General features: G+C 66.0%; 17 protein-coding genes. 9 read left to right on the forward strand and 8 right to left on the reverse strand.

Annotated features, from left to right (window positions below; translation table 11 throughout):
- The 3 genes from RTN46_RS12815 to RTN46_RS12825 all read right to left on the reverse strand — a co-directional run.
- Positions 1–1,301 (reverse strand): APC family permease (locus RTN46_RS12815; protein WP_312181902.1); only part of this gene is annotated, 1,301 nt, incomplete at its 3' end.
- Positions 1,298–2,212 carry a universal stress protein gene (locus RTN46_RS12820; RefSeq protein ID WP_312181904.1) on the reverse strand — a complete coding sequence of 305 codons (915 nt, stop codon included), beginning with the start codon at positions 2,210–2,212 and terminating at the stop codon, positions 1,298–1,300. The genes RTN46_RS12820 and RTN46_RS12815, both read right to left, overlap by 4 nt.
- Positions 2,213–2,219: 7 nt before the next feature.
- Entirely contained in the window at positions 2,220–3,590 is a 1,371-nt protein-coding gene (locus RTN46_RS12825; RefSeq protein ID WP_312181906.1) for an NAD(P)/FAD-dependent oxidoreductase, read from the reverse strand.
- A 170-nt stretch (positions 3,591–3,760) separates the two neighbouring features.
- Here RTN46_RS12825 and RTN46_RS12830 point away from each other — a divergent pair, with 170 nt between their 5' ends.
- Positions 3,761–4,432: a TetR/AcrR family transcriptional regulator gene (locus RTN46_RS12830; RefSeq protein ID WP_312181908.1), complete on the forward strand. Its 672-nt coding sequence runs from the start codon at positions 3,761–3,763 to the stop codon at positions 4,430–4,432.
- Positions 4,433–4,550: 118 nt separating this feature from the next.
- Here the strand turns inward: RTN46_RS12830 and gabT are convergent, their stop codons facing one another.
- The gene (gene gabT, locus RTN46_RS12835) at positions 4,551–5,906 is read right to left on the reverse strand and encodes a 4-aminobutyrate--2-oxoglutarate transaminase (protein ID WP_312181910.1); all 1,356 of its coding nucleotides are present in this window, start codon (positions 5,904–5,906) and stop codon (positions 4,551–4,553) included.
- A 154-nt stretch (positions 5,907–6,060) separates the two neighbouring features.
- Between gabT and RTN46_RS12840 the strand changes: the two genes are divergently transcribed.
- From RTN46_RS12840 to RTN46_RS12850, 3 genes are all read left to right on the forward strand, one after another.
- The gene (locus tag RTN46_RS12840; RefSeq protein WP_312181912.1) at positions 6,061–7,476 is read left to right on the forward strand and encodes a PucR family transcriptional regulator ligand-binding domain-containing protein; all 1,416 of its coding nucleotides are present in this window, start codon (positions 6,061–6,063) and stop codon (positions 7,474–7,476) included.
- A gap of 79 nt (positions 7,477–7,555) precedes the next feature.
- Complete coding sequence (locus RTN46_RS12845; protein ID WP_312181914.1) at positions 7,556–8,188, forward strand: putative glycolipid-binding domain-containing protein; 633 nt, start codon at positions 7,556–7,558, stop codon at positions 8,186–8,188.
- 72 nt (positions 8,189–8,260) lie between these two features.
- Positions 8,261–8,683 (forward strand): hypothetical protein, encoded by a 423-nt coding sequence (locus RTN46_RS12850; RefSeq protein ID WP_312181915.1) that lies wholly within the window; start codon positions 8,261–8,263, stop codon positions 8,681–8,683.
- A 63-nt stretch (positions 8,684–8,746) separates the two neighbouring features.
- On the opposite strand, the gene RTN46_RS12855 is transcribed toward RTN46_RS12850, so the two are convergent.
- From RTN46_RS12855 to RTN46_RS12865, 3 genes are all read right to left on the reverse strand, one after another.
- The gene (locus RTN46_RS12855; protein WP_312181931.1) at positions 8,747–9,757 is read right to left on the reverse strand and encodes a polyprenyl synthetase family protein; all 1,011 of its coding nucleotides are present in this window, start codon (positions 9,755–9,757) and stop codon (positions 8,747–8,749) included.
- A gap of 87 nt (positions 9,758–9,844) precedes the next feature.
- Positions 9,845–11,191 (reverse strand): geranylgeranyl reductase family protein, encoded by a 1,347-nt coding sequence (locus RTN46_RS12860; protein ID WP_312181917.1) that lies wholly within the window; start codon positions 11,189–11,191, stop codon positions 9,845–9,847.
- A gap of 9 nt (positions 11,192–11,200) precedes the next feature.
- The gene (locus RTN46_RS12865; RefSeq protein ID WP_312181918.1) at positions 11,201–11,908 is read right to left on the reverse strand and encodes a demethylmenaquinone methyltransferase; all 708 of its coding nucleotides are present in this window, start codon (positions 11,906–11,908) and stop codon (positions 11,201–11,203) included.
- A 145-nt stretch (positions 11,909–12,053) separates the two neighbouring features.
- Here RTN46_RS12865 and RTN46_RS12870 point away from each other — a divergent pair, with 145 nt between their 5' ends.
- The 5 genes from RTN46_RS12870 to RTN46_RS12890 all read left to right on the forward strand — a co-directional run bounded on the left by RTN46_RS12870 (position 12,054) and on the right by RTN46_RS12890 (position 16,924).
- The gene (locus tag RTN46_RS12870; RefSeq protein WP_312181920.1) at positions 12,054–13,373 is read left to right on the forward strand and encodes an isochorismate synthase; all 1,320 of its coding nucleotides are present in this window, start codon (positions 12,054–12,056) and stop codon (positions 13,371–13,373) included.
- Positions 13,374–13,507: 134 nt separating this feature from the next.
- Positions 13,508–14,293, forward strand: coding sequence for a basic amino acid ABC transporter substrate-binding protein (locus RTN46_RS12875; protein ID WP_312181923.1), 786 nt, complete (start codon positions 13,508–13,510; stop codon positions 14,291–14,293).
- A gap of 215 nt (positions 14,294–14,508) precedes the next feature.
- Entirely contained in the window at positions 14,509–15,294 is a 786-nt protein-coding gene (locus tag RTN46_RS12880; protein ID WP_312181924.1) for a basic amino acid ABC transporter substrate-binding protein, read from the forward strand.
- 76 nt (positions 15,295–15,370) lie between these two features.
- Entirely contained in the window at positions 15,371–16,156 is a 786-nt protein-coding gene (locus RTN46_RS12885; protein WP_312181926.1) for an amino acid ABC transporter permease, read from the forward strand.
- 6 nt (positions 16,157–16,162) lie between these two features.
- Positions 16,163–16,924 carry an amino acid ABC transporter ATP-binding protein gene (locus RTN46_RS12890; RefSeq protein WP_312181928.1) on the forward strand — a complete coding sequence of 254 codons (762 nt, stop codon included), beginning with the start codon at positions 16,163–16,165 and terminating at the stop codon, positions 16,922–16,924.
- A 140-nt stretch (positions 16,925–17,064) separates the two neighbouring features.
- Here the strand turns inward: RTN46_RS12890 and RTN46_RS12895 are convergent.
- Positions 17,065–18,171, reverse strand: a 1,107-nt coding sequence (locus RTN46_RS12895) for a thiamine pyrophosphate-dependent enzyme (RefSeq protein WP_312181930.1), incomplete at its 5' end; no start/stop codon positions are given.

The following is an 18,171-nucleotide window of genomic DNA, read 5'->3' on the forward strand; positions in this document are numbered from 1 at the left end:
ATCTTGACCAGGAAGTTGCGGACGCTGCTGAAGGCTTCGCGGCGGAAGTACCAGACACAGGCCAGAGCCGTCAGACCGTAGTAGAAGCAGATCATCAGGCCAAGCGCGGTAATCGTGTCCCAGAGGGCGTTCTCGGACAGAAGCCTGGTGATGACGTAGAACCCGGCCGCGGCCACTGCGGCCGCCACAGTGGCATACCCCGGTGACTTGTGGGCAGGGCTGATCCTGCTGAAGCTGCGGGGCAGGGCACGGTAATGTCCCATCGCCAGCAGCGTGCGTGCCGGAGAGACGAACGTGGACTGCAGCGAAGCGGCCGAGCTGCTCAGGATGGACAGGGACATCAGGATGGCGAACGGGCCCATCACGGGGCCGGCCAGCACAGCGAAAATGCTCTCCTGGTTATCCGGGTTCCCTGCCCCGAGCTCTCCGTCGCCGACGCCGGCGTAGGAGATCACGGCAAGCGCGATCATCATGTAGATCAGCACGATCACAAAAACCGTGGCCGTAGCGGCACGGCCCGGCGTCTTTTCCGGGTCCTTGGTTTCCTCGTTCATGGTGAGGGTTACGTCCCATCCCCAGTACACGAAGATTGAGAGGGAGACCCCGGCGGCAAATGCGGAGAACGATTCGACCGCGAAGGGATTGAACCACGAGGCGCTGATCTGGGTGGCGTCAAAGGCGGTGCCGTTGCCCACGTGGATAAACGCGGACACCGAGAACCAGGTAAGCACGACCAGCTGGAAGGCGACCAGGACGTACTGCACTGTTTTGGTCGTCTCGACGCCGCGGTAGGAAATCCAGCACGCCACACCAATGAACACCAGCGTCGTCGCTATGTTCAGCGGGAGGTTATTGGTCAGGTCCGCAAGGGCGTCGTTGCCTGTCACCTGCGCGAGCATCAGATAGAAGAAGTCCACCGCGACGGCCGCCAGGTTCGAGAGCACGATGATGGTCGCGGTGATCAGCCCCCAGCCACCCATCCAGCCGACCCAGGGCCCGAACGCCCGGGACGCCCAGGTGAAGGACGTGCCCGAGTCCGGCATGGCGGTGTTTAGTTCCCGGTACCCGATGGCTACCAGGATCATCGGGATAAAGCCGACCAGGAAGATCGCCGGAAGCTGGACTCCAACTTCGGAGATCGTTGGGCCGAGCCCGGAGGTGAGGGTGTAGGCCGGAGCGATGCAGGAGATGCCGATGACGACGGCGCCGATCAGCCCGACCTGCCCGCCTTTCAGCCCCTTGCTGGAGAGCCCGCTTCCCCCGGCGCCAGGGCGCGCTGATGCTCGTGTCTTGGCGCTCATTGCGGTTCTCCTGACTGCGGTGCGGGTGCGGCCGGCTGCGTTGCGGCAACGGTGCCGTCCGGCGTCCCAGTGTAGCCGCGGGGAACCACGACCATGGGTACGGGCAGGCTGCGCAGCACCTTCGACGCCGTGGTCCCCAGGAACAGCTGGTTATGCAGGGCCAGGCGGCTGGAGCCGATAATGAAGATTTCCCCGTCATCGAAATCGAGGTTGTCGACGGCGTTTTCGATCGTGCGCCCCTGCGCAACCGCGCCGGTGACTTCGCTGCGCCCGTGGGTGAGTACTTGTGCCTTGGCCACGCGGTCGGCCACGTGCGTCCGTGCCTCGTCCAGGGCCGCGCTCTCCGTGGAGTCCAGCGCAAGGAGCGAAAGCAGGCGCAGCGGCAGGCCGCGCTGGGCGGCCGATGCAGCACCGACTTCGAGGACGTCTTCGGCACCGCGCCGCTCACCAACTGCACAGGTCACCCGGGTAACCGGTTCTGTGCGGCTGTAGCCGCGCGGTGCCAGCGCCACGGGGACGTGGGCGGCGTGCAGCAGTGCATTGGCAACGCTGCCCACTGTGTAGCGCTTGAACAGCCCGTTGCTTCCGGCGCCGACCACAATCAGGCCGGCGCCGAATTCATCTGCTGCGTCAATGAGGCCACGTGCGTCGGAATCGGCACCCCGGATGTGTCCCCGTGCCTCAATATCCTCCGGCACCATGGCCAGGGCCTCGTCCAACCAGGACCCCAGCTGTTCAGCCAAGAGCGTGGCGTAGGACCGGTCCGGCGGGTAAACCGCCGTGTACGGCGACTGTTCCGGGTCGATCATGACGAGGTCCAGGGACGCGCCCTGGCTGCGCGCGAGCGCGCAGGCCAGGTTCAGGGCATCCCGGCCCCGTTCCGTGGCGGCATAGCCGACTACGTAGCGCACCGGTTGCTTAGCCCTTGAACCGGGACAGGATCCGGGCTGCGGTCTGTGCACCCATCCGGACGGCACCGTCGACGTGCTGGTAGCCCTCGGCTGCCAGATCGGAGCTGGACCAGTAGATGGGGCCAACGGGAACCAGCTGGTCCGGACCGTAGCGGTGCAGGCCGCCGAGGTCGAAGCTGGCGGCGTAGGCACCGCGGGTCCATTCCTCCGAGCCCCAGTCGGACTCGTAGTAGACCTCGGCGGACAGGGCCTCTTCGCCCAGGTAGCCGGCGATGGATTCAAGGATGGCCTGCTTGCGCTCTTCTGCGCTCAGTTCGAACATCCGGTCGGCCTTTTCGTCGGACACGAAGCCCACCAGGGTGCCGCGGGGGTCGCCGTGGTTGGTGTTGTCGTAGACCTCCTGGACCAGCTCGTGCGCGCTGAAGCAGGTGCCGGACAGGCCCTTGTCCCGCCAGAACGGGGTTGCGTAGACGGCGTGGACCTTGATGACCAGGCCCAGGGACTGGTGCTGGTGCATCTGGTGCTGGCGGCGCGGCAGCGGGGGCTCGAAGGAAACCCGGGAGTAGAGGTTCGGCGGCACGGCCATGACCGCGAAGCGTGCGGTGACGCTGACGCCGTCGGCAATGGCGGTGACGGAAGTGCCCTCGGCACCTTCGGACCAGCGCAGCGTGCGGACCGGAGAGTTCAGGACGACGTCGTCGCCCAGTTCTGCGGCCATCCGCTCCGAAACCTGCTGCATGCCACCGGCAACGCGGCGGTCGAGGATGAAGTCTTCGTCCACGAGGTTGGAGAAGGACCCGGCCGAGGCGGACATCAGCAGCGCCTGCAGAGTGGAGAAGGAATGCGCCGGCTTGGTGAGCATGCCACCGGCCACGAACAGCCCGATGTTGTTGCAGGCTTCTTCGTCGGAGGACTGGCTGCGCAGCCAGTGGTGGAAGGAGATGGTGTCCAGCTCGCGGGCATCCGGGTGCGTCCACGGTGCGGCCGGATCGGTCTTGGCCGTCAGCTCGTCAAGCAGGTTGATGAGCCGTTCCATTTCCTTGGCCGTCTCTTCGGCGACCGGGAACATCTCCCCCGTGTAACGGACAGCGCGGTGGTCCGACCCGATGTAGACGGACTCGCCTTCGCGGTAGCGGGCGAAGGTTTCCAGTCCCAGTTCCTCCACCAGTTCGCTCAGGACCTCCTGGTCCGGGGAGATCCACTGTCCACCGATTTCGAGGAAGGCACCGTCGATCGTGTCCGACCAGGTGCGGCCGCCCACGCGGTCGCGGGCTTCCAGCACGGCAACGCTCAGGCCTGCGGCCTTCAGCTTCCGGGCAGTTGTCAGGCCGGAGGGGCCTGCGCCGATGATGACTACGTCGCGTTCCAGGTTTTGCACTGTATTTCCTCTCTCCCGCGGCCGACCGCCGGCCGCGCAAAAATGAAAGCCTATAAATGAATAGCGTTCATTTTGTATCGACACTCTAGCTGACCCCCGGCATGGAGAGAGACTTTGTGCGAATATTAATTTTTGGGCTCCGATGCCCGGAGACCTTTGGAGGAACTGTGATGCCGCCAACACGCACCAAGCGAGCTGCGGGGCGGCCGCACCATCGCGTCCTGACCAGGGAAAACATCACCAAGGCAGCCCTGGACGTTATCGGTGTCCGTGGCTACGGCGGCTTCACCATGTCTTCGCTGGCCGCAAAGCTCCAGGTTGCGCCGTCGGCACTGTACAACCATGCCTCCTCCAAGCAGGAGGTCCTGCGGTGGATCCAGGACGATCTCATGGCCAAGGTGGACGTCAGCGGGTTTACCGGCCGGACGTGGGAGGAAGCCGTTCGCATCTGGGCCAGCTCCTACCGGGACGTTTTCATCCAGCACACCCCGCTGATCCCCGTCATCGCGGTTTTGCAGGTGGGCGGAGCGCCGCGCACCCTGGCGATGTACGAGGCCGTGACGGCAGGCTTCCTGCGTGCCGGATGGGAAGAAGCCCGAATCGTCCCGGCGATTGTGGCGCTGGAATCCTTCATCTTCGGATCAGCGTTCGACGCCGTGGCGCCGGAGGACATTTTTGATACCGGCCCCTTAACTGACGAAAGCCCCCGGTTCACCGCGGCGGTGGCTGCCGCTGCAGCGCGGATTGGCGGCGAGGCGGCCGAGGAGGCTTTCGAGGCAGGGCTTGGCGCCCTGATCCACGGATTCTCGTCGCCGGGAACCCGGCAGCAGCCCAGCAGCTAGCGGCGCTGCGGGGCGAAACCGAAAACCAAAAAAGGGACGGCGCCCGGTATAAAAACCGGGCACCGCCCCTTCTCAGGTCATTGGCTCAGGTCATTGGCGCCGGAGCGCCCCGCCTGCCCTAGGCCTGGGCGCGGATAGCCGCTTCCAGCACGTCAAGGCCGTCGGAGAGCAGCTCGTCGCTGATAACCAGCGGGGGCAGCAGGCGGATGACGTTGCCGTACGTGCCGCAGGTGAGGATGATGACACCCTCTGCCAGGCAGGCAGCGGCGATGGCCTTGGCTGCATCAGCGTCGGGAGTCTTGGTACCCGGCTTCACGAGTTCCAGGGCCAGCATGGCACCGCGGCCGCGGACCTCGCCGATCACACCGGTTTCCTCGGCAACCTTGCTCATGCGCGGAACCGTGATCTCCTCGATGTGGCGGGCGCGGCCGGCCAGATCCTGGGACTTCATGGTTTCGATGGCAGCGAGTGCGGAGGCACAGGCCACCGGGTTACCGCCGTAGGTTCCGCCCAGGCCGCCGGGGTGCACGGCGTCGAGCAGATCGGCCCGGCCGGTGACCGCGGAGAGCGGCATGCCGCCGGCGATGCCCTTGGCCATGGTCAGGATGTCCGGGACAACACCCTCGTGATCGACGGCGAACCATTCGCCGGTCCGGCAGAAGCCTGACTGCACTTCGTCGGCAATGAAAACGATGCCGTTTTCCTTGGCCCACTCGGACAGGCGGGGCAGGAAGCCCTCAGCCGGAACGATGAAGCCGCCTTCGCCCTGGATCGGTTCGATAAGCAGCGCAGCCAGCTGGTCTGCGCCGATCTGCTTCTCGATGGCAAGGATGGCCCGGTTAGCGGCTTCAACGCCGGTGATCTCCGGGTTTTCCTCGCGGAAGGGGTAGCTCATCGGCATCCGGTAGATCTCGGAAGCGAACGGACCGAAACCGGTCTTGTAGGGCATGGCCTTGGCGGTCAGGCCCATGGTGAGGTTGGTGCGGCCGTGGTAGGCGTGGTCGAAGGCGACGACTGCCTGGCGGCCGGTGGCCGAACGGGCGATCTTGATGGCGTTCTCCACGGCTTCGGCGCCGGAGTTGAAGAGCACGGTGCGCTTTTCGTGGCTGCCCGGGGTCAGTTCGGCCAGCTTCTCAGCGACCTCCACGTAGCCTTCGTACGGGGTGACCATAAAGCAGGTGTGCGTAAACCGGGCAACCTGCTCCTGGGCAGCGGCAACGACTGCCGGGTCGGAGGCACCCACGCTGGTCACGGCGATGCCGGAGCCCAGGTCGATGAAGGAGTTGCCGTCGACGTCCTGGATGATTCCGCCGTCGGCGTCCTGGACGTAGACCGGAACACTGGAAGCGACGCCCTTGGCCACCACGGCGGCACGGCGTTCGCTCAGCGCAGCGGACTTCGGACCGGGGAACGCCCCGGTGATATTCCGCTTCTGCTCCAGCCGGTAAGTCGGTTCGATGGCTGATGTGCTCATGGTTCTGCCTTTCAGGAACAAAGTGAGGGGCGGCGTCAGTCCGCAGTGTTCCCCAACTTACGCGTCTGCTGCACTGCCGGGGGACGGCCACCCGCACAATGATTGTCCTGACTGTACGTGCAAATGCCCAATCCCAGCAGTTTATAGTTGTTGCGTGCCTATCTCTCTTTCCGATCTCCTCGCTGCCGAAGACCTAGCCCTGGCTGTACGCGGCACCGCGGCAATCGATCCGGCGCCGGTGCAGTGGATCGCTGTCACGGAGCTCGAAGACCCCGCGCCCTTCCTGAGCGGAGGAGAGGTGGTCCTCACCACCGGAATGCGGCAGCGTACGGGGGCAGTGCAGCGCCGCTTCGTAGAGAGCGTGCACCGGGCAGGCGCCCTGGCCATTGGCTTTGGCACCGGACTCAGCCAGGACCGGGTACCGGGACCGCTGGTGGAAGAAGCCAACCGGCTGGGACTGCCGGTCTTTGAAGTTCCCTATAAGACACCGTTTATGGCCGTCGGAAAGCTCGTGGCCGACGCGCTCTCGGCCGACCACGTGGGGCAGCTCCACGATCTCCTCTCCGGCCACCAGGTGCTGGCCAAGGCGCTCCTTTCCGGGCAGGGCCTCGGCGGGCTGCTCCGCGAACTCGCGCAGATCCTCGGCACTGAGGTGGCCCTGCACCAGTACGGCGCCCTAATCTATTCCGCCGGCGAGAGCACACCGGGAGCCATCTGGCACAGCAAGCCCATCGCCACCGGGATGCGCGACCGCTGCACCCTGGCGGTAGCGGAACCGTTCCGCCAGCCGGACCTTATTGCCTATGCGCAGAGCCTGATCAGCGTCGAACTCAACAACCAGGCCCGGCGCCGCATGCGTGAGCGGGCAGTCAACGGCCAGCTGCTTGCGGACATCGTTGCCGGCAAGCTCAGCGGCCAGGACGCCGTGCACCGGCTGCGCTCCTCCGGTGTCAGCACGGACCGGAGACAACTCACCCTGCTCGTGGAGACCGCACCCTCGCAGGCCCGTTCCCTTCCCTCCCTGCCCCTCCCCGCCGGCTTCGACCCGGCCGTGACCGCCATCCTCGAAGACCGGCTCGTCATCCTGTTTCCAGACGGCAATCCCTCGGAGCTGGCAGCAGCGCTCAGCAGCTACCTCCGCGACGCGGGACTGACCGCCAAGGTCGGCCTCGGCGGGGCGTACGCCGACCCGGCCGGCCTGCGCTGGGGCTATTACGAGGCCAAGGAAGGACTGCTCCGCGGCGCAGCGGTCAACCAGCCGGACCGGCTGAGCCTGGCTTCGCTGCTGATGGCCAGCCGGGATGTGCCGCTGGCTGATCTCGCGGCGGAGGCCCTGGAGCCCCTGCTCGCTTTTGATACTGCCCACGACGCTGAACTGGTGACCACCCTGGAGACGTACCTGGCGCTCAACGGGTCGGTCGCGAAGGTGGCCCACGAACTGGGCCTGCACCGCAACACTGTGCGGTACCGGCTCTCACAGATCGCTGACCTCTCCGGCTACGACCCAGCCGTCACGGGGGACCGGGTACATCTGTACCTGGCCCTGAACGTCCGCCGGCTGGCAGGCTGATGGCCCTGCCCCCGGGCTGCCCGCCAGCTGCGGACCCCTCCGTTTTGTGCCGTTTTATGCCGGACCCTACTCTGTAGGAATGGACTTGCCAGCGCAGCCCGCCAGGACCCTTCACTGGGCGGGCGTTGACGACCCCGGACGCCGGGATTCCGCCGTCGTGTCCTTTCGGGCCGGGGAACTGGCAGCCAGCGGGACCTCCACCTGCGAGGAGTACAGTGCAACCTGGACCCTGACCACCTCTCCCGGCTGGGTTACCCGCCGCCTCCAGGTGCAGGTGACGGGCGCGGACTGGTCCCGGTCCCTGGACCTGACCCGATCCGTGGAGGGGCGCTGGGACTCGCAGGTGCTGACCAGCGGACAGACTGATCTGCCCGCACCCGGCATCGAAGATCCGCTGGCGCTGGACAACGCCCAGGACTGCGATCTGGGTCTGTGCCCGCTGACGAATACCATGCCGATCCTCCGCCTGGACCTGCTCAACAACGCAGCCCCGCCGGACGAAACCCGGCTCACCATGGCCTGGGTGGAGATGCCCAGCCTGCGGGTGGTGGCCAGTGAACAGGTCTACTCTCAGGTCTCCCCGTACCGCGGGGAACGAGGCACCGCGATCGTCCTCTATTCCTCCGCCACCCGCGGTTTCACCGCTGAACTGACGGTCGACGCCGACGGCGTCGTTCTGGACTACCCCGGTCTCGCCCGGCGCACGGGCTAAGGCGGACGGGGCGGCCGCTCCACGCGGCTAGGATTGAAGTACGTCCGCCTGCAACTTTGGAGATCCCCCGCAATGAGTGAAATGTTCCTGGAAAAGTTCCGCGCGCTGGTTCCCAGATACCTGGAGGATCAGTGGCGCTCCGAAGACGGCATCCCCGCCGAGGAGCTGGGCGAGATGCTTGAGGAGCATGACTTTTCGATTCCGCTGGTGCTGCGGGAATTTTACCTGGCACTCGGCGGCTGCGAAGACCTCATGGAGTCGTACCACTTCTTCTGGGACCCCGACGAGCTGGAGGTCGAGGACGGCTACCTGCTCTTCCTCGAGGATGAGGATGAAAAGTTCGTCTGGGGCTTCCGCACCGACCAGCTGGACGTCCCGGACCCGATCGTCTGGCGGCGCAACAACGCCCGCGGCGATTGGCAGAGCGAAGAAGGCACCTTCAGCGAGTACGTCTTCGACATGTTTGAGTGGGTTTTCGAGGACGACGAAGACTGATTTCCTTTTCCGCGGGTGCGCTTCGCACCCGCGGAAAAACGGAATAGGGCTTTCAGCCCGGGGCTAGGCCTCGCGCTCCACCACGGCTTCAGCGAACGCCACCAGAGATGCCTTGACCACGGAATCCGGCATCGGGTCCAGTGCTGCCACGGCGTCGGCCGCCCATTGACGGGCCACTTCCCAGGCCTGCGCCGTCGCACGGTCGCCGCGGACGGCTGCCACCGCGTCGGCCAGTGCCTCGTCGCTAGTGAGGTCCCCGTCTACCAGTTTCAGGACCTCGGCGGCGTCGGTGTCCCCCGCAGCGGCGTTGCGGCGCAGCAGCAGCACAGGGAGGGTCGGGACGCCTTCGCGCAGGTCGGTTCCGGGGGTTTTGCCGGACTTGTCCTTCAACCCCGCAACATCGATGACGTCGTCAGCGAGCTGGAAGGCCACGCCGACCTTCTCGCCGTACTCCACCATGATCTGGACGGTCTGGGCATCGGCGCCGCCGAACAAGGCTCCAAGCTGGCCGGACGCCGCGATCAGGGACCCGGTCTTACCCGCGATCACGGACAGGTAGTGTTCCAGCGGGTCATCGCCGTCGGCCGGCCCCACTGTTTCATGCAGCTGGCCCAGGACTAGGCGCTCGAAGGTCCTGGCCTGAATGGCCAGCGCTTCGCCGCCCAGGACGGACACCAGCGACGACGCACGGGCGAAGATCAGGTCTCCGGTCAGCACAGCCACGGAGTTGCCCCACACCTCATGGGCAGTGGGGGCCCCGCGGCGGACGGGTGCCGAGTCCATCACGTCATCGTGATAAAGCGTGGCCAGGTGCGTCAGCTCGACCACGACGGCGGCCGTGCGGACGTCGTCGTTACCCGGGTCCGCACCAAGCTGCGAGGCCAGGAGGACGAGCAGCGGCCGGACGCGCTTGCCGCCGGCTTCCAGCAGGTGCCGGGACGTGGCGTCAGCAAAGGGATCGGCATTCGCGATCGCCTCGCGAAGCTGCACTTCCACTTTTTCCAGGCCGGCTGCGATGGCCGGGCCCAGGACAGGGTCCTGGGCGAGAGGGGCAAATCCGGGCGGAAGAACCATCTCGGCGTCCCCGGCTGCTTCCGGGCTGGCATTGGCGGATTCAGTCACTGTTTATGGCTAACTTCTCGTCGGGACGGGTTGGCAGGGTTAGACATTGCTGGCACCGCCGGTATTCCCCGCTGCCTTGGCGGGCTGCGAAGCGGCGTCCTGGTTGGAAGCGGCCGGAACAAGCATTTCCATCAATGCAATCACTCTATCCTCGATCCCCCGGGGGGACGCGTCCACGAGGTTGGCCAGCATCCGGACAACAAACTTCATGAGGACGGGGAACGGCATTCCGGTGCGCAGGGCAAGCTTCATCACGGCTGGCCTGCCGATCATGCCGGCGAAGATCCGGCCCATGGTGAAGTGGCTTCCCCATTCGGACCGGACCCGGTCCGCGTACCCGGCCAGTACGCCGTCGAAGGCGGCCTGCGCGGCTAGCCGGCCGGGGGTGCCGGCAGCCTGGCCGGCGGAGACGATGTAGTCGGCCGCGAAGCGGGCCGATTCCATGGCGTAGGAAATGCCCTCGCCGTTGAACGGGCTGACCATTCCGCCGGCGTCGCCGAGCAGCAGCAGGCCGGGTGAATAATGCGGGGTCCGGTTGAACCCCATGGGAAGGGCGGCGCCGCGGATCTCCCCGACCTGGTTCTCCGGTGTAAAGCCCCATTCCTCGGGCATCCCGGCGGTCCAGTCCCGCAGAACCTTGCGGTAGTCCAGGCGTCCGAACTCCTTGGAGGAGTTCAGGATCCCCAGGCCCACGTTGGAGGTTCCGTCGCCGACGCCGAAGACCCATCCGTACCCGGGGAGCGGATTTCCGGCGGCATCCGGGAGTTCCAGCCAGCCTTCCATCCAGTCATCATCGGTGCGCGGAGAGGTGAAGTAGGTGCGTACCGCCACGCCAAGCGGACGGTCGTCGCGTTTCTCCAGGCCCAGGCTCAGGGCGGTGCGGCTGGAGTTGCCGTCCGCCGCCAGGACAACGTCGGCCGTGAATTCACGCGTCTGTCCCGTCCGGCGTCCGCGCTCGTCCAGGACATTGGCGACGACGCCGCGGACCCGCCCGGAATCGTCCCGCAGGGCTTCGGTCACACTGTGCCGCTCGAAGACGACGGCACCTGCAGCCTCGGCGTGCCGGGCCAGCGCCTCATCGAAGCCCAGGCGTGTGCGCACCAGGCCGTAGGAGGGGAAGTCGGAGAGTTCCGGCCAGGGCACCTCGATCGTCCGTCCGGAAGCGATCAGGCGCAGCCCCTTGTTGCGGCGCCACCCGTCAGCCTCGTCGTGCGGCAGGCCCAGGAGCTGGATTTCACGCACTGCCCGGGGGGTCAGCCCATCGCCGCAGACTTTCTCCCGGGGGAAGGAGGTCTTCTCCAGCACGGTCACGTCAATCCCGGCCGAAGCCAGGTAGTAAGCGGCGGTGGAGCCGGCGGGGCCGGCCCCGACAATCAGGACTTTCACTTGGCCCGCTTAACCTACGGTTTCTGCAGGCTTGACCGCCCGGTGGATGGCAACGATCCCGCCGGTGAGGTTCCGGTAGGCAACGTCCTGCCAGCCGGAATCGGAAATCCAGGCAGCGAGGCCATCCTGGTCCGGCCAGGCACGGATGGATTCGGCCAGGTAAACGTAGGCATCCGGGTTGGAGGCCACCTTCCTGGCGATCGGGGGGAGGGCGCGCATCAGGTATTCGGTGTACATGGTGCGCCAGACCGGCACCACCGGGGAAGAGAACTCCGCGATGACCAGCGTTCCGCCTGGTTTGGTGACGCGGTACATCTCTTCAAGCGCCTTCTGCGGCTCGTTCACGTTACGCAGCCCGAAGGAGATGGTGGCGGCGTCGAAGGATTCGTCAGCGAACGGCAGGTTGGTGGCGTCGCCGGCAACGAAGTCGATGTCCGGGCGGCGGCGCTTGCCGACCTTCAGCATGCCCAGCGAGAAGTCGCAGGCAACCACGGAAACACCCGCGTCGGCATACGGCTCACTGGAGGTGCCGGTTCCGGCCGCCAGGTCCAGGACGCGCTGTCCCGGCCGGGCACCTACCGCGTCCACCACCAGGCGGCGCCAGCGGCGCGTCTGGCCCATGGACAGCACATCATTGACGATGTCGTATTTGGGGGCCACCTCATCAAACATGGCAGCGACTTCATCGGGGCGTTTTTCCAAAGTTGCACGCTTCACCCGCTCATTGTCTCAAACAATAGTGAGGCCGCCGAACCGGCGGACTACCCCTTTTACTGTTCGTCACACATACGTGTGAGTCCGGGCGCCATGTCGGGGCCGGAATGCGGGAGGCACGCGCAGTCGGAGTAGGGTTGGAGGCACTATGACGACCCTGCGTTCCCTTACCATTCCCCTGGGCGTGCCGTCAGCCGCCATTGGGCTGCTGGAGTATCTGGTCCGCAACGACCAGCTGTGCTGGATCCGCCGCGGCGAAGGCCTGGTGGGCTTCGGCGAAACCCTGCGGTTCACCTCCACCGGCCCCGACCGGTTCGCTGCTGCCCGCCGCTGGTGGGCGGAGACGGCTGCGGAGGCAGTGGCTGAGGACCAGGTGGCCGTCCCCGGCACGGGTCCGGCAGCGTTCGGGTCCTTTGCCTTCTCGAAACGTTCCCCCTTCCAGTCCCGCCTGGTGGTCCCCGAAATTATCGTTGGCTCCCGCGGTGGCACGGCCTGGGTCACGCAGACCACCACTGACCCGGACCTTCTCCTGGACGCGGAAGGCGTAATTGCCGCACTGGCCGGATATCTGGAAGAGGGCTCAGAGGAACAGCTGCCCGAGGGCAGCGACCGCATCCGTCCCGGGGTTCTCTCCGAGTCCGAATGGAAGAACGCCGTGGCCCGCTCCGTGGCCCACATCGCGGCTGGGGACCTGAGCAAAATCGTGCTCGCCCGGGACATCGTCGCCACTCTCTCCTCCCCCATTGCCACGGCGCAGGTGCTGCGGGAACTGGCACTGCGCTATGACAGCTGCTGGACCTATTCGGTGGACGGCCTGATCGGCTCCACCCCTGAGATGCTCATCAAAGTGGAGGACGGGCAGGCCAGCGCCCGCGTTCTGGCCGGCACCCTGGACCGCGCCACCGCACCGCTGGATGACCCCGGCTACGCCAAGCGGGTCCTGGCTGGTTCGGAAAAGCAGCAGCACGAACACGCGATTGCCATCGATTCCCTCACCCGTCAGCTTGAACCCTTCACCTCCTCCATGACCTCCCACAGCGAGCCGTTCGTCCTGGAACTTCCGAACGTCTGGCACCTCGCTTCGGACGTCACCGCTGACCTGCGCATCGAAGCCGGCACCCTGCCCACTCCCCTGGACCTGATTGAGGCAGTGCATCCCACTGCCGCCGTCTGCGGCTTCCCCACCAGCGTGGCCGGGGAATTGATCAGCGAGCTGGAACACATGGACCGCGGCCCGTACGCGGGACCGGTGGGATGGCTCGACGCCGCGGGTAACGGCGAGTGGGGCATCGCCCTGCGCGGGGCCGTGATTGAGGACCCGACGAGCCTCCGCCTCTACGCCGGCTGCGGCATAGTCTCCGGTTCCAACCCAACCGCTGAGCTGGAAGAAACCTGGAGCAAATTCCGGCCGATGCTTGAGGCGCTGGGCCTGGACCGATCCCGCGTCCTTTCCGGCCAGGTTTCCTGACGCTAGGGCTCCCCGGCCCTTCGGTACAATCTAGGTAGCCGGAGCGTCGCCGCGGACGCCCCGATCCACCCCACCCCGGAGCGACAGCTCTGCTATGTTTTGGCGATTTTTGACGATTTAAGGGTTCTAACTCCATGCACCACAAAGCACGCAAAGCCGTTGTAGCCGTCCTGGCCGCCGGCGCCCTCAGCCTCACTGCCTGCAGCTCAGGCTCGGATTCCGCCGATGATTCCGGCCTTGGCCTCGTTAATAAGGGCACACTGACCGTCTGCTCGAACGTTCCGTTCCTGCCGTTTGAGTACGTTGACGACAATGGGGAGTACGCCGGGTTCGACATGGACCTGACCCGGGAGATTGCCACCGGCATGGGCCTGGACTGGTCCGTCCAGAACGTCAGCTTTGACGGGCTCCAGAGCGGCACCGTGCTGGCCGCCAACCAGTGCGACGTGATTGCTGCCGCCATGTCCATCACTCCGGACCGCGCCGACAAGCTGGCATTCTCCGACCCGTACTACGACTCGCTGCAGTCGCTGCTGGTTCCGGCGGATTCCTCCGTGGCTTCCCTGGAAGACCTGGCCGGCAAGAAGGTCGGCGTCCAGCAGGGCACCACGGGTGAGACCTATGCCCGCGACAACGCCAAGGGCGCGGAAGTGATCTCCTTCCAGTCCGACGCCGAGCTCTTCCCGGCCCTGCAGGCCGGTGCTATCGACGCTGTGCTTCAGGACCTGCCCGTGAACCTCGGCCACACCGACGGCGGTGCGTTCACCATCGTCGCGAAGTACGAGACGGATGAGGCCTACGGCTTCGCGATGAGGAAGCAGGGCAGCGAGGAACTGGTTTCGGCGGTCAACACCCAACTGTCCGAGCTGCGGGAGAACGGTAAGTACCAGGAAATCTACGACCGCTACTTCAGCGAGTAGGAGCACCCAGCAGCGCAGCCGGCGCGGATCTTGGGCCACCAGGGTCCGCGCCGGCTGCTGTGCGGGTCCCCGCAGGCGCAGGGTCCGCCGCGCCGGAGGCCGGAATACACGGCACATGGGCAAAAACAGCATGCGTACAATCTAGACTGCTTGCCAAATGCGTTCAGGGGCCTCCGGGTCCCCGCCCAGCTCCGTCCAAGAGAAGGTAGTTAACAATGCCGTACAAAGCACGATCCTCCGTCCTGGCCGCTGCGGCATTGTCTGCGCTCCTGCTCTCTGCCTGCGGCGGGGGTGAGGACACCGCCTCGGATTCCGGATTGAACCTCGTTACCGAGGGAACACTGACTGTGTGCTCCGACATCCCCTACCCGCCCTTCGAGTTCGAAGGCGACAACGGCGAATACACCGGGTTCGACATGGACCTCATTACGGAAATTGCGACCGGTATGGGGCTGGACATCTCCATCCAGGATGTCGGTTTTGACGGCCTGCAGGGCGGCACCGTCCTGGCATCACGGCAGTGCGACCTTGGCGCCAGCGCCATGACCATCACCGAGGAACGCCAGCAGAACCTGGCCTTCTCCGACCCTTACTATGACTCCCTGCAGTCCATCCTGGTCCCCGAGGGCTCCGACATTGCAGGCATTGAGGACCTGGCCGGTAAGAACGTAGGTGTCCAGCAGGGCACGACCGGCGAAGCCTATGCCCGCGAGCAGGCCCCCGAGGCGAACATCATTGCCTACCCCAGTGACGCCGAACTGTTCCCGGCGCTGCAGGCCGGGCAGGTCGAGGCAGTGCTCCAGGATCTTCCCGTGAACCTGGGCCACACCCAGGATGGTGCGTTCACCATCGCCGCGAAGTTCGAAACCGACGAATCCTACGGTTTCGCCATGTCCAAGACGGGCAGCGAAGAACTGGTGGCAGCTGTCAATGAACAGCTGGCCGCCCTGCGTGAAAACGGCAAGTACCAGGAGATCTACGACAAGTACTTCACCGAGTAAAAACGACTGACCCATCGCCGTCCCGGGCACACCCCGCCCGGGACGGCACCATCAATTCCGCGGAAGGCCCTCCACCTTGAAACCGTCCACCCGCAGACGCCTCACCCGGGGCATCCTGTACGTCGTCTTCGTCTTGGCTGTCCTGGCCGTAGTTCTGCTCGCGGACTGGCAGGCAATCGCCACCAACTTCTTCGACCCCGAAGTCGCGGCCAAGGCTTTCCCGACCATCGTTACGGTGGCCGTGAAGAACACCATCATCTACACCGTGATCGCCTTCATCGGCGGCATGATCCTCGGTCTGATCCTGGCCCTGATGAAGCTCTCCCCCGTGGCGCCGTACCGCTGGGCCGCCACGGTCTACATCGAGATCTTCCGCGGCCTGCCGGCCCTGCTGGTGATCTTCGCGATGGCTTTCGCTGTGCCGATCGCCTTCGCATGGCGTCCGCCGGGAGGCAACGCCACCCTGGGCCTGATCGCGCTGATTATGGTGTCCGGTGCCTACATCGCCGAGACCATCCGCGCCGGAATCCAGGCTGTTCCCCCGGGCCAGGCCGAGGCTGCCCGGTCGCTGGGCATGGGGCCGGCCTGGACCATGATCTCTGTGACCCTCCCGCAGGCATTCCGGATCATCACCCCACCGCTGACGAACGAGCTGGTGATCCTCATCAAGGACACCTCACTGCTGTTCATCGCCGGCATGGCCCTGCAGGACCGGGAGCTGACGACCTTCGCCCGGGATTCCGTGTCACAGTCGGCCAACTCCACCCCGCTGGTCCTCGCAGCCGTGATGTACCTGATCATTACCCTGCCGCTGACGCAGCTGGTCGCCAAACTCGAACGCCACAACCAGAGAGGCCGGTAATCCAGCGTGAGCACAGCTGCACCTACCCCGTCCGCCGTCCACCCGGCCATTGAAGTCCGGGAGCTGCACAAGTCCTTCGGTGAGAACGAGGTGCTCAAAGGCATCGACTTCCACGTTACGCAGGGCGAAGTTGTCTGCGTTATTGGCCCGTCCGGCAGCGGAAAATCCACGCTGCTGCGCTGCGTGAACCGGCTCGAGGAGCCCACCAGCGGGATCATCCGGGTTGAAGGCGTGGACATCACGGATCCCGAGACCGATCTGGACGCCGTGCGCACCCGGATTGGCATGGTCTTCCAGCAGTTCAACCTCTTCCCGCACCTGAACGTGCTGCAGAACCTGACCCTGGCCCAGCGCCGGGCCAAGAAGCGCGGCAAGGCGGAGGCCGAAGAAACAGCCATGAAGAACCTGGCCCGGGTGGGTCTGGCTGACCGCGCGAAGGCTTTCCCGGCGCAGCTCTCCGGCGGCCAGCAGCAGCGGGTGGCAATCGCCCGCGCCCTGTCCATGGACCCGGACATGATGCTCTTCGACGAGCCCACCAGCGCCCTTGACCCGGAGCTGGTTGGCGATGTCCTCGCCGTGATGCGCCAGCTCGCCGAAGAAGGCATGACCATGATGGTTGTTACCCATGAGATGGGCTTCGCCCGCGAGGTCGGTGACCGGGTGGTCTTTATGGACGGCGGCGTCGTCGTCGAACAGGGAAAGCCGGAGGACGTGCTGGGCAACCCGCAGCATGAACGCACCCGTTTGTTCCTCTCCAAGGTGCTCTAGCCGCCCCGGAACACCCCAGGCGAACTAATGGCCCCGGACTGCTGTCCGGGGCCATTCTGCATCTTCTGCGCTTCGCCGGTCGGGCCGACGTTCCAGTCAGCCGACGTTCCAGTCAGCTGCCGCTCCAGTCGGCCGCCGCTCTAACTGGCCGTACCCAGCGAGGCCCTGACGGCTTCCCGCACGTGCCGGTGCAGGGCGCGGAGCCCGGAGCGCTGCACCGGGACCTCAATGACGGATCGTCCCCGAATGGGACCCTTCAGCGCTGCGGTGAGCTCTTCCGCGGTCCGGACCAGCTGGTGGCTTACTCCGTAGCCGGCGGCCAGTGCGGCGATGTCCGCCCGGTGCGGGGTGCCGAAGAAGCGTTCGACGACGGCACTGTATTCCTCGCGCTCCCCCAGTTCTCCATGTTCGAGCAGGCTGAAGATTCCGCCGCCGGAGTCGTTGAGCACCACCAGCTGCAGGTCCGGCTCGGCTTCGCCGTCCCCGAGCAGCAGGCCGCCGGCGTCGTGCAGGAAGGTGAGGTCCCCGAGCAGCAGGCGGGTCGGAATGCCGTTGGCCAGGGCGATCCCGGTTGCCGTGGAGATCGTACCGTCGATGCCGGCGAGCCCGCGGTTGGCGTACACGTCCAGCGGGTGCCAGTTCGTGGACGCCACCAGGTCGACGTCGCGGATCGTGTTGGAGGACCCCAGCACCAGGTTGCCGTCTGAGTGGTCCCAGACCAGGCCCGCTACGTGCAGCCCGTTCAGCTCCGTCTCTGCGGCCAGCAGGGAACGGATGGCCGCTTCTGCCGCTGCGGAGGCCAGCTGCCAGGATTCCAGCCAGCCCGGTGCTCCCTTACCTGCGAAGGCGAGGAGCGCACGAAGGTCCGAGATGATGGTCTCCGGCCGCTTCCCCGGCGTGAACCAGTTCACCGGCCGGGGCACGTAGAGGGCCTTGGCGACGTCCGGACGGGCCAGCAGCGCGGACACCGGCCGGGAGAGGGTGGGACGGCCAAAGACCACCACCCGCTCAATCTGCCCGCCCAGATCCTCAAGCAGCAGCCGGTAGGCAGGAATGGCGCTGGGGCCGAACCGGGCGTTCGAGGACGGCTCCGCGAAGAGCGGCAGGCCGGCCCGCCGGGCGAACATGGCTGCCGCTTCCCCGCCGCCGTCGCCGGCAACCACCACGGTGCGGTGCGTCCCGCCCAGCTCCGTCAGGGTTCCCGGCTCTCCTTCGGCCGTTTCCGGCTGCGGGACCGGGGCGCCGGT

The sequence above is a fragment of the Arthrobacter sp. genome (genome assembly GCF_031988865.1).
GTDB lineage: Bacteria > Actinomycetota > Actinomycetes > Actinomycetales > Micrococcaceae > Arthrobacter_B.